General features: G+C 68.0%; 13 protein-coding genes and 1 tRNA gene. 9 read left to right on the forward strand and 5 right to left on the reverse strand.

All coding sequences use genetic code 11. The features are described 5' to 3' along the window. Positions 1–6 precede the first annotated feature (6 nt). The 6 genes from atpD to V2S85_RS05720 all read left to right on the forward strand — a co-directional run bounded on the left by atpD (position 7) and on the right by V2S85_RS05720 (position 7,745). Positions 7–1,464: a F0F1 ATP synthase subunit beta gene (atpD, locus tag V2S85_RS05695; protein ID WP_330701904.1), complete on the forward strand. Its 1,458-nt coding sequence runs from the start codon at positions 7–9 to the stop codon at positions 1,462–1,464. Between the two features lies 1 nt (position 1,465). Then, positions 1,466–1,723: an ATP synthase F1 subunit epsilon gene (locus tag V2S85_RS05700; RefSeq protein WP_330701905.1), complete on the forward strand. Its 258-nt coding sequence runs from the start codon at positions 1,466–1,468 to the stop codon at positions 1,721–1,723. Between the two features lie 257 nt (positions 1,724–1,980). Then, positions 1,981–3,486, forward strand: a complete 1,506-nt coding sequence (locus tag V2S85_RS05705) for a hypothetical protein (protein WP_330701906.1) — start codon at positions 1,981–1,983, stop codon at positions 3,484–3,486. A 55-nt stretch (positions 3,487–3,541) separates the two neighbouring features. Next, entirely contained in the window at positions 3,542–3,856 is a 315-nt protein-coding gene (locus V2S85_RS05710) for an I78 family peptidase inhibitor (RefSeq protein ID WP_330701907.1), read from the forward strand. 194 nt (positions 3,857–4,050) lie between these two features. Further along, the gene (gene leuA / locus V2S85_RS05715) at positions 4,051–5,718 is read left to right on the forward strand and encodes a 2-isopropylmalate synthase (RefSeq protein ID WP_330701908.1); all 1,668 of its coding nucleotides are present in this window, start codon (positions 4,051–4,053) and stop codon (positions 5,716–5,718) included. Positions 5,719–6,098: 380 nt separating this feature from the next. Further along, positions 6,099–7,745, forward strand: a complete 1,647-nt coding sequence (locus tag V2S85_RS05720; RefSeq protein ID WP_330701909.1) for a hypothetical protein — start codon at positions 6,099–6,101, stop codon at positions 7,743–7,745. A gap of 337 nt (positions 7,746–8,082) precedes the next feature. On the opposite strand, the gene V2S85_RS05725 is transcribed toward V2S85_RS05720, so the two are convergent. Then, positions 8,083–9,252 carry an FAS1-like dehydratase domain-containing protein gene (locus tag V2S85_RS05725; protein WP_330701910.1) on the reverse strand — a complete coding sequence of 390 codons (1,170 nt, stop codon included), beginning with the start codon at positions 9,250–9,252 and terminating at the stop codon, positions 8,083–8,085. 179 nt (positions 9,253–9,431) lie between these two features. Between V2S85_RS05725 and V2S85_RS05730 the strand changes: the two genes are divergently transcribed. Then, the gene (locus V2S85_RS05730; protein WP_330701911.1) at positions 9,432–10,382 is read left to right on the forward strand and encodes a nitronate monooxygenase family protein; all 951 of its coding nucleotides are present in this window, start codon (positions 9,432–9,434) and stop codon (positions 10,380–10,382) included. Here V2S85_RS05730 and V2S85_RS05735 read toward each other — a convergent pair. Genes V2S85_RS05735 through V2S85_RS05750 form a run of 4 tightly spaced genes read right to left on the reverse strand, consistent with a single transcriptional unit; the run spans position 10,337 to position 13,499 of the window. Then, complete coding sequence (locus tag V2S85_RS05735) at positions 10,337–10,960, reverse strand: AHH domain-containing protein (RefSeq protein ID WP_330702055.1); 624 nt, start codon at positions 10,958–10,960, stop codon at positions 10,337–10,339. The two genes, V2S85_RS05730 and V2S85_RS05735, sit on opposite strands and share 46 nt — an antisense overlap. Continuing rightward, positions 10,939–11,793: a hypothetical protein gene (locus V2S85_RS05740; RefSeq protein WP_330701912.1), complete on the reverse strand. Its 855-nt coding sequence runs from the start codon at positions 11,791–11,793 to the stop codon at positions 10,939–10,941. The genes V2S85_RS05735 and V2S85_RS05740 overlap by 22 nt, the downstream gene beginning before the upstream one ends. A 13-nt stretch (positions 11,794–11,806) precedes the next feature. After that, positions 11,807–12,235: a flavodoxin family protein gene (locus tag V2S85_RS05745; protein ID WP_330701913.1), complete on the reverse strand. Its 429-nt coding sequence runs from the start codon at positions 12,233–12,235 to the stop codon at positions 11,807–11,809. A gap of 49 nt (positions 12,236–12,284) precedes the next feature. Continuing rightward, positions 12,285–13,499 (reverse strand): hypothetical protein, encoded by a 1,215-nt coding sequence (locus V2S85_RS05750; RefSeq protein WP_330701914.1) that lies wholly within the window; start codon positions 13,497–13,499, stop codon positions 12,285–12,287. Positions 13,500–13,677: 178 nt separating this feature from the next. Between V2S85_RS05750 and recJ the strand changes: the two genes are divergently transcribed. Then, entirely contained in the window at positions 13,678–15,465 is a 1,788-nt protein-coding gene (recJ, locus tag V2S85_RS05755) for a single-stranded-DNA-specific exonuclease RecJ (RefSeq protein ID WP_330701915.1), read from the forward strand. Between the two features lie 93 nt (positions 15,466–15,558). Continuing rightward, positions 15,559–15,634: transfer RNA gene (locus V2S85_RS05760), tRNA-Glu, on the forward strand. Positions 15,635–15,640: the final 6 nt, after the last annotated feature.

Here is a 15,640-nt window from a genome sequence, read left to right on the forward strand (position 1 = left end):
ACCACAATGGCCACCGCACCCGTGCTCAACCTCACCACTACCGGCAAGATCAGCCAGGTCATCGGCGCCGTCGTCGACGTGACCTTCGAAGGCGAGCTGCCCGCCATCCTCTCCGCGCTGGAGACCGAGAACAACGGCCAGAAGCTGGTTCTCGAAGTCGCCCAGCACCTCGGCGAAAACACCGTGCGCACCATCGCGATGGACGGCACCGACGGCCTGACCCGTGGTCAGGGCGTTGCCAACACCGGCAAGCAGATCACCGTTCCGGTCGGTCCCAAGACCCTCGGCCGCATCATGAACGTCGTCGGCGATCCGATCGACGAGCGTGGCCCGATCGGTTCGGACATGTTCGCCGCGATCCACGCCGAAGCCCCGCCGTTCATCGAACAGTCGACCGAAGCCTCGATCCTGGTCACCGGCATCAAGGTCATCGACCTTCTCGCGCCTTACGCCAAGGGCGGCAAGATCGGCCTGTTCGGCGGCGCGGGCGTCGGCAAGACGGTTCTCATCCAGGAACTGATCAACAACATCGCCAAGGGCCACGGCGGCGTCTCGGTCTTCGCGGGCGTCGGTGAGCGTACCCGTGAGGGCAACGACCTCTACCACGAGTTCCTCGACGCCGGCGTCATCGCCAAGGACGCCGAAGGCAACGCCACCTCGGAAGGTTCCAAGGTCGCCCTCGTTTTCGGCCAGATGAACGAGCCCCCGGGCGCCCGCGCCCGCGTCGCCCTGTCGGGCCTGACCATGGCCGAATACTTCCGCGACCAGGAAGGCCAGGACGTCCTGTTCTTCGTCGACAACATCTTCCGCTTCACGCAGGCGGGTGCAGAAGTGTCGGCTCTCCTTGGCCGTATTCCTTCGGCCGTGGGCTACCAGCCGACCCTGTCCACCGACATGGGCGCGCTGCAGGAGCGCATCACCTCGACCACCAAGGGTTCGATCACCTCGGTCCAGGCGATCTACGTTCCCGCGGACGACCTTACCGACCCGGCGCCGGCCGCCTCGTTCGCGCACCTCGACGCGACGACCACGCTGAACCGCGCCATCTCGGAGCTGGGCATCTACCCGGCAGTCGACCCGCTCGACTCGACCTCGCGCGTTCTCGAGCCGCGCATCGTCGGTGCCGAGCACTACCAGACCGCCCGCCGCGTCCAGGAAACCCTGCAGAAGTACAAGTCGCTGCAGGACATCATCGCCATTCTCGGCATGGACGAGCTGTCGGAAGAGGACAAGGTCACGGTCGCCCGCGCCCGCAAGATCCAGAAGTTCCTCTCGCAGCCGTTCCACGTGGCAGAAGTCTTCACCGGCATCTCGGGCAAGTTCGTCCAGCTGGAAGACACCGTGAAGTCGTTCAAGGCCGTCGTCGACGGTGAGTACGACCACCTGCCGGAAGCCGCGTTCTACATGGTCGGCGGCATCGACGAAGCGGTCGAGAAGGCCAAGAAGCTGGCGGCGGACGCCTGATATGCCCCTGCACTTCGAACTCGTCACGCCTGCGAAGCTGGTCCGTTCCGAGGACGTCCACATGGTGGTCGTCCCCGGCACCGAAGGCGAGTTCGGCGTGCTGGCTGGCCACGCGCCCTTCATGTCGACGATCAAGGACGGCGCGCTCAAGATCTACAGGACCGAGAACGGCGCTCCTGAGGAAATCCGCATCACCGGTGGCTTCGCCGAAGTGGGCGATGCGGGCCTGACCGTGCTGGCCGAGCACGTCGAAGGCTGATCTTCGCGAACAGGCAAAAGCAAAGGGCGTCGCCGGGAAACCGGCGGCGCCCTTTGCTTTTGGTGCATTCCTCTCGCACCAAACCACGCTCATCCTGAGCTTGTCGAAGGATGGGAGGCACAGCGCCACGCCGTAGCGGGCTTCGACAAGCTCAGCCTGCCCGAGGCGGGTTGGGCGACTCCCCTTCGCAGGATACGCATTCGCCAAATGGTAAGACTTTCTTGACTATGAAGTCCCGTGATTTTGCGGGGATTTCGATGTCAGGCATAGCGACGGAGGCGCCGGACGGCAGGTGGGAACAGAGCGTCGCGCGCACCATCGCCTGCAGCCGCCTCGCGCAGTTCGCCTGCCTGCTCGCCTTCGCCGTCCTGATCCGCTGCCCGGCCTGGGGTGAGTGGAATTTTGGTATCGACGACCAGTTCTATGCCCTTGTGGGCGAACGACTGCTGCACGGTGAATTGCTTTACGTCGATATATGGGATCGCAAGGGTCCGCTGCTCTACCTGATTTTCTCAGGCATCGCCCTGATCTCTCCCACGATGCTGGCCTATCAGGTCGGGGGAACACTCAGCGCGGCGCTGGGCGCCTACGGCGTCAATCGCATTGCCCGGCACATCACTACGCCCCTGGCCGCACTGGCGGGCGGGCTGGTCTACCTTGCCCTGCTCAGCCGTTTTCAGGGCGAGAACCTGCAGGCCGGCGTATTCGTCAATACCGCGATCATTGGCGCGGCCTGCGCCCTCGTATCCCGGCTGCCACTTCTGCGCAGCGGCCGGATCGACGCCTTGCTGTGCGGCGGCTTCCTTCTGGCAGGGATGGCCATCGCCACCAAGCAGACCGCCGCAGTGGAAGGCGTGGTCTTCGGACTCGCGGCGAGCCTGCTGCTCCTCCGCTCGGGCCGCCCGCTCCTGCAGACGCTGTGGCGCATAGCCCTGCTCGGGGCGGCCGGGGCCTTGCCGCTGCTGGCAACCGGCCTGTTCTACCAGTTCCACGGTCATTTTCCCGAGTTGTGGAGCGCTCTGGTCACCTCCAATGTCGCACGCGGCTACGCCGATCCCGGTATCCGGCTGGAGCGGGTTTTCGTGATGGCCGGAATGCTCGGCATCCCCTTGTTCTTCGCGGTGCTGGGCTTCATGTCGGCCCGTGCCCGAATGTCGAAGCGCAGTCCGGTCCTGTGGCTGGTCGCGGCCTGGAGCCTTGCCACACTGGTGCTCCTGTTCTCGTTCCCCAACATTTACGTCCACTACGGACAACCGACCTTGCCGCCGCTCGCCATCCTGTGCGCCGCCGCGCTTGTCCGCAAACCGGTTTGGCCGGCGCTGACGGTGCTGATCGGATTGAGCCTGATTCTGTCCGGCACTTTCCACCTGCACGACCGCTGGCGGGCCCGCGCCGCCGAGGACGCCCTGGCGGACTACGTGGACGCCGCCAGCCCGCATAAACGCATCGTCGTATGGGGCGCGGCGAGCTACCTCTATTCGAAGGTCGGCGCGGCGCCGATGAGCGTGCTCGCGTTCCCGCCGCATTTCTACGAGGGCCGGGAATGGACCGGCATCGACGAAGTGGCCGAACTGCGCCGTGTCTTCGCGGCCAGGCCCGAGACGGTGGTGGAACAGAACCCGCTCTTCACCGCGCCACTCAACGAGACGACCATGAAGATGATGCGCGCCTATACCGCGCATTGCGGCGCGCGCCGTCTTTTCACGATCTACGACCACAACGGCGAACAAACCTACACCGTGTTCACCCGCTGCGGCGGATGACGTTGCATGCAGGTTCAGCTTGGCTAGGCTAGATCGTCCGGCAAGGAGAGACTTCATGTACCCCATCATCAAGACCGCCGCCCTGCCCGTCCTGCTCGCCGCATCGCTGTCGGCCTGCGCGAATGGCACCCCTCCAAAGGATAGTCCGCCCGTGGCCGAGGCCGCGCCCGGCTGCGGCGCCGATCAGTTCGCCGACTATGTGGGCAAGCCGGCGAGCGATGCGGCCATCGCGGCGATCCAGGCCGCACGCGGCGACAAGCCGATCCGTGTCATCAGGCCCGGCATGGCCGTCACGATGGATTACCGCGCGGAGCGCCTGAACGTCGACGTCGACGACAGCGGGACCATCAGGCGCTTCTACTGCTCGTAAGGCCACGCGCTTTTGGCTCTTTACATCGTGCCCCGCCGTGCCCATAGGCGAGGGCATGACCCTTCTGCTCGGCCTTACCCTGCGACTTATCCGCCCTTGGGCGTGAAGTAGTGCGTCGGCCTGCGGCGCGCTCGGCGCTCAAGGGGACCTGAACCGACTTTGCCTGCAGACGAATTACCGAGCGAGAATACCCCATGACCATGCTGAAAGACCCTTCGGTCAAGTATCGCCCCTTCCCGCAGATCGACCTGCCGAACCGCCAGTGGCCATCGCAGGTCATCACCAAGGCGCCGCGCTGGCTCTCCACCGACCTGCGCGACGGCAACCAGGCGCTGATCGACCCGATGGGCGCGGAGAAGAAGAGCCGCTTCTTCGACCTGCTGGTGAAAGTCGGCCTCAAGGAAATCGAGGTCGGTTTCCCCAGCGCCGGCGCGACCGAATTCGACTTCATCCGCGGCCTCGTCGACAACGGCCGCATCCCCGATGACGTGCTGGTCCAGGTGCTGACCCAGTCCCGCCAGGATCTGATCGAGCGCACGTTCGAGAGCCTGGCCGGCGTGCACGCGGGCATCGTCCACCTCTACAACGCCGTCTCGCCGCTGTGGCGGAGCGTCGTGTTCGGCATGGAGCGCCACGAGATTCGCGGCATCGCCGAGACCGGCGCGAAGATCATGCGCGATCAGGCGGCGAAGTACCCGCAGACCAAGTGGCACTTCGAATACTCGCCGGAGACGTTCTCGACCGCCGAACTCGATTTCTCGATCGAGTGCTGCGAAGCGGTGATGGAGATCCTGAAGCCCACGCCCGAGAACCCGATCATCCTCAACCTGCCCGCGACGGTCGAGGCGGCGACGCCGAACATCTACGCGGACCAGATCGAGTACTTCTGCCGCAACCTGCCCAACCGCGATGCGGCGGTGATCTCGCTGCACACCCACAACGATCGCGGCACCGGCGTCGCGGCGGCGGAACTGGGCCTGATGGCGGGCGCCGACCGCGTCGAGGGCTGCCTGTTCGGCAACGGCGAGCGTACCGGCAACTGCTGCCTCGTGACCGTGGCGATGAACATGTACACGCAAGGGGTGAACCCGGAGCTGGACTTCTCGGACATCGACGAGGTGATCCAGACGGTCGAGTACTGCAACCAGCTCAAGGTGGCCGAGCGTCATCCCTACGGCGGCGAACTGGTCTTCACCGCGTTCTCGGGCTCGCACCAGGACGCGATCAAGAAGGGCTTCGCCGCGCAGGAAAAGCGCAACGACCAGATCTGGTCGGTGCCCTACCTGCCGATCGACCCCGCCGATCTGGGGCGCAGCTACGAGGCGGTGATCCGCGTCAACTCGCAGTCCGGCAAGGGCGGCTTCGCCTGGGTGATCGAGCAGGACCAGGGCCTCAAGCTGCCCAAGCGGATGCAGGCGCACTTCTCCAAGCACGTGCAGGAACTGGCTGACGAACTCGGCCGCGAACTGCAGGCGGGCGACATCTGGGACGTGTTCCAGAAGGCCTACCGCCTGAGCGGCGAGCAGCGCTTCCAGCTGATCGACTGGGACGAGGCCAAGGGCCCGGACAACACCCGCGTCTTCGCCGGCAAGATCGGTGTCGGAGGCAAGGAGCAGTCGGTGTCCGGCAAAGGCAACGGCCTGATCTCCTCGGTCACCGCAACGATCGCGGAGAGCTTCGGTGTCAGCCTCGACGTGAAGGACTATGCCGAGCACTCGATGGGCAAGAGCACCGACGCGCGCGCTGCGGCCTATGTCGAATGCGTCCTGCCCGATGGCCGCACGGTCTGGGGCGTGGGCATCGACGAGGACGTCGCCACCGCCAGCGTGCGCGCCGTGCTGAGTGCCGCCAACGCGGCCTGATCTCGGCAACATCATCGAACTTCCGAAAGGGGCTCGGCCGGAAACGGCCGGGCCCTTTTTCGTACGCCGCGGGATGGCGCCGCGATCCGACGCCAATCACCACCGATCCGGCGGCAAGGGCACACCGAGGCCGAAATGCGGCTTTGCGTGTCGCAAATCCCGCTTTGCGTGCCGCAAGGCGCTGGGATTTGCGTGGTTGCGTGCGTGCAGCCCGGCAATATGCCCCGCCCTTCCGGATCACCCGAAATGTTGCCGAGCGGCAATTCCCCTCCATCCGGCGGCTTCGCAGGCAAAGCGCCATGGCGGCTTCGTCTGCCCGAGCGGGCGCTTTGGCACAGGCGTAACGCTCTGCGCACAGAGCATTAAATGGAGGAATCATCATGTCGGTCACCACACCGCGCCCCACCACCCCTCGTGCCAAGACGCGTCACGTCCTGCTGTGCGCAGCAGCCATCCCCTTCCTGATGCTGGGCGGCTGTGCCGACGGTGTCGGCTTCAACGCAGGCGCCGGCGGCGGTGGCGGCGGAACGCCGACGCCTACCCCGACACCCACGCCTACTCCGACTCCTACGCCTACGCCGACTCCGACCCCAACGCCCACTCCGACCCCAACGCCCACTCCGACCCCAACGCCCACTCCGACCCCGACCCCGACCCCTACGCCCACTCCAACGCCTACGCCGACCACGACCACCACCACCGGTCCCGTCGCCGGCGTGACGGTGGGTGGCACGCCCCTCCTCGGCGAGAGCGGGACGAACACGATCATCGACGTCAACGTCGCCCCGACGACGGCCGGACAAAGCACCGCCGGGATCGCGGTCGACGTGCTGAGCGGCGACGGCAAGGTCGTGGCGGTCACCCTGCCGACGACGACCGCGGATACGCAGGCGGCGCTGGCACCGGTCGGGGCGCTGGCAGGTGCCCTGCTCGGACCGCAAGTCGGCGGGGCGGTCAACTCGCTGACCGACGGCCTCTCGCCCACGGTCGCCACGGTGACCTCCACGGTCAGCCAGGTGACCACGCCGCTGCTGGGAACGGTCGACGCGGTGCTGGCCCCGGTGGTCGGGCAGAGCGGATTGCTCGCGCCCGTCACCGGCCAGCTCGGCCAACTGGTCGAAGGGCTCACCGGCTCGCTGCCGGGCGGCTCCGGCTCGACGACCTACACCGGCCCGCTGGTCGGACTGGACCTGGGCAACAACGTCCTGACCGGACCAAGCACCGGCGGCACCATCGCCGGGGTCAACCTGCTGTCCGAAAACCCCGGCCTGGTTTCCGGCCAACTGGTCACCGCAGACGTGCTGGCGGACGGTAACATCCTGGACGTCTCGCTGGCCACCACCGCCGATGGGGTCAAGCAGGGCCTCGCTCCGGTCGGCCAGCTCACCGGAGCGCTGCTCGGGCCGCAAGTCGGCGGTGCGGTCACGCAGCTCACCGACGGTCTTTCGCCGGTCGTCGCCCCGGTCACCAGCACGGTCGATTCGGTCGTCTCGCCGGTGCTGGATGCGGTCAACGGATCGCTCGGCGGTGTCGTCGGCGGCCTCACGGGCGGCCTCACCGGTGGCACAGGTACGGGCTCACTGCTGGAGCCGGTGACGGGTCTGCTCGGCGGCCTGACCGGCGGCTCGGGCTCTGGCGACGTCCTCGCCCCGGTCACCGGGCTGCTTGGCGGCGTTACCGGCGGAACCGGTTCGGGCGACGTCCTAGCCCCGGTTACCGGACTGCTCGGCGGCCTGACCGGCGGAACCGGCTCGGGCAACGTGCTCGCTCCCGTCACCGGCGTGGTCGGCGGTCTCGTTGGCGGCCTGACGGTCGGCCTCAGCGGCAGTGTCGAAGGAAGCGTCAGCGGCGGGCTGCTCGGCGGCATCGCCGGCGGCTCGGGCACCGGCAACGTGCTGGCTCCGGTCACCGGCCTCGTCAGCGGACTGCTCGGCGGCACGTCCGGCTCCGGTACCGCACTTACCCCCGTCACCGGCACCGTCACGGGTCTCGTCGGGGGGCTGCTGGGGGGCAGCTCGGGCAACTGAGATGAAGGCCTGCGTGTCCTTCCGCTCTGTTGCCCTCCCCCAGGGGGGACACGCTGCGACCCTGGCCGGGTAACGGAATCTTCCGATATCGGGACAGGGGGAGGAGGCGGCTCTTGCCGGGGCCGCCTCCTTTCGGTTCGGGAAAATAACCCCGTGTCGAGCCCAAGAACACCGGCTGAACTTTCCACCTCACTTTCGTCATTGCGAGCGAAACGAAGCAACCCAGGGCGGCGTAGTGCTGCCCTGGGTTGCTTCGTTTCGCTCGCAATGACGAAATAGGCTTCGAAACGCGATCGTGTTTTGAATCAGAACCGCTCCTTCGGAGGAACGCAGCCGGTCACCTTTTGGGCAATTCGATCTCCGCAGTGCCCAGGCACATCTTAACGCCCTTTTGGTTCTGCATCAGGTGCTTCACCTGGACGAGGTGGCGGCCCTCATCGTCGATCATCTTGTCGACCACTTCGGCGCTCTGGATGGTGACGTCGCCCGACAGCGCCGGCCCGCGATAGTTCGCCGTCGAGTGGACCACCATGCCCCACTCTCCCGCCCAGCCGGCAAGATAGTCCGTCACCCAGGCCCCCATCGAGGCGCCGTAGCCATAAGCGCGCGGCATGCCGATGCGGCGGGCGTACTTGGGGAACAGGTGCCCGCGCGAGGGGCCGAAATAAGCGCCGTCGGTCAGTTCCGGATTGATCCGCTCCATGTGCGGGTCGTTCTCGTGCCCGGCCATCTCCTTGGTGAAGCCGAGCGCCTCGAGGTCCAGATCGCGCCGGTCGAGCGTCCCCCAGGTGGTGAACAGGAACGAGCGCCACTCGGTGGTGAAGCTGGCGACGGTGTGCGGGCCGAACACGCGCTCGGGCAGATGGTCGCCGACGGTCACGTCATCCCACCAGCGCTCGCCATGGCCGAGATCGTGGAGCATCTGCACCCAGGCGAACTTGCGCTCTTCCAGCGCGTCCAGCTCGGCATCGGTCCATTCGGGCTCCTCGAACTCGGCGGTGTTGACGGTGTCGCCGCCCGCCGCCGCGCGGTAGCGGATCGCGGTGGAACGCTGCTTGGCGATCAGTTCGCCGTTCTGGTTGCGATAGAAATTGTCGCCGCGCTGGAAGCAGGTCGGGCCGAAGCCGGTGTTCTTCACCACGTAGTCGAACGGGATGCGCTCGTTGCTGACGACGTCGCCGCCGAACACGCGCGGGCCGTAGTGCCAGAACTCGTCGCCGCCGAACAGCAGGTGCGAATCGGCGATCTTGCCCATGCACGAAGGCGCGGTGCCGTGGCCGTCATCCATGACGATCGGGAAGCTCTGCGGTGCCACCAGCTTGCCCCAGCGGCTGGCGGCCGCATAAGCCGGATCGAAATGCACGAGGTTGGGGTAATGCATCGCCTGCACCCAGCGCCGGATGTCATTGTTGCCCAGCGGTTCGCGGATCGGCGAGGAATCGATGACCTTGCCGAGGTACTGGTCGATGTCCGAGCAATCGAGCGTCTGCTCCGCCACGTCCGACATGATGATGATCCTCTCTCTTCGTTAATCGACAGTGGTGTCTATTTCGCGGAGCGAGCGAGGTCACGCGCTTCCGGACACTCGGCCTACGGAAACGCCGGGGCGGTATGGCGGGTATTGCTCGACAGCCCGTGCGCGCCGGATTATGCCGCAATTTAATCGAACGATTAAACGGAGACGAGATGCCTTTGCCCGCCCTTTTCGAATCGCTGCGCCTGCCGGTGATCGCGGCGCCGATGTTCATCGTCTCGAACCCTGAGCTGGTGATCGCGCAAATGCGCAGCGGGATCGTCGGCAGCTTCCCGGCGCTCAACGCGCGGCCCGCCAGCCAGCTCGACGAATGGCTGCACCGCATCACGCAGGAGACGCAAGGGTGCGCCGCGCCTTTCGCGGTGAACCTGATCGTCCACCGCACCAACACGCGGCTGCAGGAAGACCTGGCGGTGCTGGAAAAGTGGAAGGTGCCGCTGGTCATCACCTCGCTGGGCGCCAACGTGGAAGTCAACGCGGCGGTCCACGGCTGGGGCGGCAAGGTGATGCACGACGTCATCGACGACCGCTTCGCGCGCAAGGCGGTGGAAAAGGGCGCCGACGGCCTGATCGCGGTGGCGGCGGGGGCCGGTGGCCATGCCGGGCCGCAATCGCCCTTCGCGCTGATGCAGGAGATCCGCGCCTGGTTCGAAGGACCGGTGGCGCTGTCGGGCGCGATCGCCAACGGCCGCTCGATCCTGGCGGCGCAGGCGATGGGGGCGGACTTCGCCTATATCGGCACGCCCTGGATCGCCACGCCCGAAGCCGGCGCGGTAGCGGGCTACAAGCAGGCGATCGTCGATGGCCATGCCGCCGACATCGTCAATTCCAACCTCTTCACCGGGGTCCACGGCAATTACCTGCGCCCCTCGATCGTGGCGGCGGGGATGGACCCGGACAACCTGCCGCAGGGCGACAAGAGCCAGATGGACTTCGGCTCCGGCGGTTCGAGCGCCGCCAAGGCCTGGAAGGACATCTGGGGCGCCGGGCAAGGCATCGGCGCGATCCACGCCGTCGAGCCGGTGGCGGACCGCGTCGCCGCCCTCACCGCGCAGTATCAGGCCGCGAAGGACGAACTGCGCGCCCGCGCGGGCATCGGCTGAAGCGCCTCGACGGTGGCGGCGGCTTCGGCGGGGCGGGCGGCGGCTTCGGCGGGGCGGGTGGCGCCCCACAGCGCCTCGACCATCGCGTCCAGCGCGACGAAGTCCACCCCCGCCCCCAGCGGATCGCGGCTGTTGAGCTTGAGCCGCCGCCGCTGCCCGTCGAGCAGATAGCGCCGCAGCGCGCGCTGCAGCAGTTCCAGCCGCATATGCGCCTGCACTTGCGCGGCATGGGGGTCACGCGTGCTCAGCCGGGCCCAGGCGCTCTCGATCTGGCCGACCCGCTCCATCACCAACTGGCTGTAGTGCCGGTGCGGCCCCCGGTGCAGCGGCAGGCCCATGCGCAGCGCCGCGGGCTCGTCGCAGGGGAGCAGCAGGCCGTTCTCGCGGAAATCCTCGAAGCGGTAGCGCTGGCCGCCGATGCTCTCGAACATGTGCTGGAACGCCGCGCGGCCAAGCAACTGACGCGGCAGCAGGTGATGACGCTGCAGGCCGGGATCGTGCCCCGGTGCGTCGCTGCGGTTGACGGCGCGGAACGAGAGATATCGGCGAACTGCGCTCAGTCGCCATCCTCGCGCCAGATCAGCACCAGCTTGCCCACTTGCGACGGTTCGGCCAGCAGCGCCTGCGGGGCCGCCTCGATGCGCAGCGGTGCAGTCAGCCGTCCGCGCCGCACGAGGTGGTCGATCACCCGCACGGCGAGCTTGACGGTATCGGCCGCGCTCTCTCCCTCACGCGCCTCCAGCTGGATTTCCTGCCCGGTGAAATGGGCCAGGCCCCGGCTGGCGACGCTGCCGTCCGGCGCGGCGAGCAGCGCGGTCAGCCCCAGCGCCGGGAAGGCCCCGCCGCCCAGCCAAGCCAGCACCATGCGGCAGAAATAGCGCGGCTCCATCAGCGTGCGCGCCGGCCCCCAGGCGACCGCGCGCACCGGGGTTTCGGCCTTCAGCCCCAGCACCAGATTGGCCGCCAGCCCCAGCATGATCCGCATCACCGGCTGCATGCCCGCGCCGCCCAGGATATGCCCGGAAGGCACCAGCGCGATCGCCTCTCCGGCACCCGGATCATCCCCTTCATCCAAGCCGAAGCGCTGCACGGGCTCGGGTATCGGAGCCCCTTTACCCGGCGCCAGGCCGACCAGATCGAAGGTCAGCCCGCTGGCGAGCAGTTCCAGCCACGTCGCCTCGCCGACAGGGCGGTGGCTGACGCTGGCGGCCAGCCCGGCCTCGCGCGAGGCCGCGATCAGGCGCGCCACGCCATCCGCATCGGGACGCGTGCCGGGGGCGAAGATGAGCGTGAGGCCCGCGCTGCCGGCCCATGCGCCCTCCGCCGGGTCGCTGCCCGCATCGCCATCACTGCCCTGCGCCATCGGGCGAGTAGGCACCATTTCCAGCGTAGCGTCGAGTCCGTTCGGCACCGTCCTGTCCTCCTCAGAAAATTCCCATCCTCAGCCCCTCGGCCAGGGCCGCGCCCAGATCGTGGCAGGCATCGAGACGGTCCTGCGGCACCTGCTTGGGCGCCAGGATCGCCTCGGGCGTCTGCGCGGAGAGGTTGACGATCAGCGGCTCCGCCACGCGCCGCAGGCGCCAGCCGGTGACGATCCGGTCGATCTGCGCGGTCGCCCCGCGCCCGTCCGAGCCCGCCGCGATGGCAGTGACGTAAGGCCGCCCCTCGACCCGGCCGAGCAGCGGGTAGTAGCAGCGGTCGAACATCTCCTTGGCCAGCCCGGTCATGGTGCCCAGATTCTCCGGACAGACGAAGGCATAGCCCGAGGCGCCGAGCAGGTCTTGCGCCGATACGTCCGAAACGGCGATCAGGCGCGCGTCCCCATCCGCCCCGGCATGGAGCGCCTCGGCCATGGCGCGCGCGGCGCCGGTGCGGCTGTGCCAAAGAATCGCGAGCAGAGAATCAGCAGCCCTTGTTGCCTCCCCCCACCATACCGCCAAGACCGCCCAGCATGCCACCCAGACCCTTCTTCGGCTTGCAGGCCGGCTTGCGCTCGCCGCCTCCGCCCGCCTCGCCAGAGGCAGCCGCGCCGCTCATCCCCGCGCCTCCCATCGTCATGCCCTGCGCCTGCATCCAGCTGGTGGTCGAGCGGTGGCGGATGCGCGCGGTCCACTCGGGCCGCCAGGCGACCTTGGGATCGGCCGGACGCGGTGGATAGGCGAAGCTTTCCTGCGGCCCGAACGCGGTCAGCGTGCCGACGCGGAAATCGGGCGAAGCGGCCGTCACTTCGGCCGGGATCACGCAGCTCGTCGCGGTGGGTGCCATCAGCGTGCCCGCCTTCACCAGCGAGGCCGCCTGATCGGGCGTGATCCAGTCCATCAGCCCGCCGCCGAACTGCTTATCGGCGCTGCTGGTCCACATCACGACGTCACCGGTCGCCTCGCCATCGGCCCCCTGCCGGCCCCCGGTCAGGAACGCCAGCCACGCCGTCGCGCCGGGGATCCCCGTCCAGCTCAGCCGCGAGGCGCCACTCGGCAGCGTCGCGGTACGCGAGGTGATCGGCGCCATGAAGTCCTTCGCCAGCGTGAAGTCGATCTGCGGCGCATACGTGCTCACCACCTTGTGCGCGCCGATCAGCGAACTGTCGGCCTTGACGAACTTGCGGTCGTCCGCCGGCCAGCGGGTGAAGCTGCGCGAATTCTCCGGCGTCGGCCCCCAGTCGCGCACCACCGACGAGCCGGGCAGCGCGGGCGGCTTCTGCCCGGCGGCGATCTTCGCGAAGTCGAGCACCACCGGCTGACCCTTGGGCGCATGTTCGCCGCAGCCCCAGAAGATCAGCAGCCTCCCCCTGGGCTTCTCCGGCAGCAGTTCGGGATCTGCGGGTTCGCGCGGCAGCGGCGCGAGCGCCACCGACTTGCCCAGCTTCGCGGCCGGCGGCACGAAGTGATCGGCCTTCGCCTTGCCTCCCGTCGGCGCCTGCTGCGAGCCAAGCCGCAAGTACAGTTCGTGCTGCACGTTGCTGCCGCCCCCGCCCATCATCATGCTCATCGCCGCGCCCATGCCTCCGCCGCCCGCGCCGCCGAAGCCGGAAACGGTGCCCGCACGCATGTCGTAGCGGGCGACCGGCGCGGAGTTGCCCTGCCCGGATACCGCAACGGGAATGGCAATAAGCGGCAATGAAATCAGCGCTATACTTGTATATATACTACGCGACATACCGTATTCTCCCCAAGTCTATTTGTAATTTACGGTACTGCAACGGGTCAGACCAAACACAAATGCCGTCACGAAATGCGTGGGAAGCCCGCACATCGCTCTCTTCCCGCCGAGCGCCGGGTCGGGTAACGCTGCCGCCATGGAATCACGATCCGCCTGTGTCTTCGGGATCGACCGTTCGCTGACCGGCAAGGCCTGGCGCTGGCGCGGCGGCAACATGGACCTCTCCGAGAGGTCTTCCGGTCTCGAGGACGACATCGTCACCCAGCTCCTGCTCTCGCGCGGCGTCCCGCGTGAGGATCTCGAGCGTCACCGCAACCCGTCGCTGCGGGCCTTCCTGCCCGACCCTTCCGCCTTCCGCGACATGGACGCCGCCGCCGAGCGCATGGCCCAGGCGGTGATGACGAACGAGACGGTCACCATCTACGGCGACTACGACGTCGACGGCGCCACCAGCGCGGCGCTGCTGGTGCTGCTGCTGCGCGCGCTGGGCCATCAGGCGCGCTACTATATCCCCGACCGCCTACTCGAAGGCTACGGCCCCTCGGGCGAGGCGCTGGTGAAGATCGCCGGCGAAGGCTCCAGCCTGATCGTCACCGTGGACTGCGGGGCAATGGCGCACGAGGCGCTCGACATGGCGCACGAGGCGGGCGTCGACGTCATCGTCGTCGATCACCACAAGTGCTCGCCGGTGCTGCCGCGCGCCGCCGCGCTGGTAAACCCCAACCGCCTCGACGAGGACGACCTTGCCGCCGCGCACGGGCACCTCGCGGCGGTCGGTGTCGCCTTCCTGCTGGCGATCGCCACGGTGCGCACGCTGCGCCGGCGGGGCTACTTCGAGAGCCGGCGCGAGCCCGACCTGTTCGCCCTGCTCGATCTCGTCGCGCTGGGCACCGTGGCCGACGTCGCCGCGCTCCACGGCCTCAACCGCGCGCTGGTGGCGCAAGGGCTCAAGGTCATGGCCAAGCGCGACAACATCGGCATGTCGGCGCTGATCGACGCAAGCCGCCTTGGCCGCGCACCGACCTGCAGTGACCTCGGCTTCGCGCTGGGGCCGCGCATCAATGCGGGCGGGCGCGTGGGCGAATCGACGCTCGGCGTGCGGCTGCTGACCACCACCGACGCCGACGAGGCGAAGGACATCGCCGCCCAGCTCTCGCGCCTCAACGACGAGCGCCGCTCGATCGAGCAGGTGGTGCAGGAAATAGCCGAGGCGCAGATCGACCGCCAGCACAACCGCGCGGTGATCGTCTGCGCCGGCGACGGCTGGCACCCGGGCGTCATCGGCATCGTCGCCGGGCGCATCAAGGAAAAGACCGGAAAGCCCGCGCTCGTCATCGCGCTGGGCGCCGACGAGGCGGGCAACGGCAAGGGCTCGGGCCGCTCGATCCCCGGCGTCGACCTTGGCGCCGCGATCATCGCCGCGCGCGAGGCGGGGCTACTGGTGGCGGGCGGCGGGCACGCCATGGCCTGCGGCCTGACCATCGCGCCCGACCAGTTGGAAGCCCTCTCGCAATGGCTGGACGAGCGGCTGGCCACGGACGTATCGAACGCCAGCGCCAACCGGCACATGCTGCTCGATCTCGCGGTCAACCCTGGCGGGCTGGTGCCCTCGCTGGTGGAGACGCTGGAGAGCGCCGGGCCTTACGGCATGGGCTGGCCGGGGCCGCGCGTGGCGGTGGGGCCGGTGCGCATCGTCAAGGCCGACGTGGTGGGCGCGGATCACCTGCGGCTGATCGTCTCGGGCCCCGACGGCAGCCGCTTCAAGGCGATGGCCTTCCGCAGCGCCGAGACGGAGATGGGCCAGGCCCTCCTCCACGCCGCGCAGGGACGCAAGCTGTGGCTGGCCGGACGCGCGAAGATCGACGACTGGGGCAGCCGCCCGGCCGCCGAACTGCACCTCGACGACGCGGCTTTCTGCGACTGAATCGGCGGGCCTGAAAAAGTTGCGATATCGGGGCTTGACCACCCCCGGACCTGCCGCTAGAGGGCCGGTCCTGCCTCCGGCGCAACCCGGTTTGGCCCCTTCGTCTAGCGGTCTAGGACGCGGCCCTTTCACGGCTGAAACACGGGTTCGATTCCCGTAGGGGTCACCATCGGTT

The sequence above is a fragment of the Novosphingobium resinovorum genome (assembly GCF_036352595.1).
Taxonomy (GTDB): domain Bacteria; phylum Pseudomonadota; class Alphaproteobacteria; order Sphingomonadales; family Sphingomonadaceae; genus Novosphingobium; species Novosphingobium resinovorum_B.

Excerpts from the sequence above, each read along its gene's own strand:
- V2S85_RS05700 (WP_330701905.1), top strand. The coding sequence starts at position 1,466 with ATGCCCCTGCACTTCGAACTCGTCACGCCTGCGAAGCTGGTCCGTTCC.
- V2S85_RS05730 (WP_330701911.1), top strand. The coding sequence starts at position 9,432 with ATGCCTTTGCCCGCCCTTTTCGAATCGCTGCGCCTGCCGGTGATCGCG.
- V2S85_RS05745 (WP_330701913.1), bottom strand. The coding sequence starts at position 12,235 with ATGGCCGAGGCGCTCCATGCCGGGGCGGATGGGGACGCGCGCCTGATC.
- recJ (WP_330701915.1), top strand. The coding sequence starts at position 13,678 with ATGGAATCACGATCCGCCTGTGTCTTCGGGATCGACCGTTCGCTGACC.
- V2S85_RS05720 (WP_330701909.1), top strand. The coding sequence starts at position 6,099 with ATGTCGGTCACCACACCGCGCCCCACCACCCCTCGTGCCAAGACGCGT.
- V2S85_RS05705 (WP_330701906.1), top strand. The coding sequence starts at position 1,981 with ATGTCAGGCATAGCGACGGAGGCGCCGGACGGCAGGTGGGAACAGAGC.
- V2S85_RS05725 (WP_330701910.1), bottom strand. The coding sequence starts at position 9,252 with ATGTCGGACGTGGCGGAGCAGACGCTCGATTGCTCGGACATCGACCAG.
- V2S85_RS05710 (WP_330701907.1), top strand. The coding sequence starts at position 3,542 with ATGTACCCCATCATCAAGACCGCCGCCCTGCCCGTCCTGCTCGCCGCA.
- leuA (WP_330701908.1), top strand. The coding sequence starts at position 4,051 with ATGACCATGCTGAAAGACCCTTCGGTCAAGTATCGCCCCTTCCCGCAG.
- atpD (WP_330701904.1), top strand. The coding sequence starts at position 7 with ATGGCCACCGCACCCGTGCTCAACCTCACCACTACCGGCAAGATCAGC.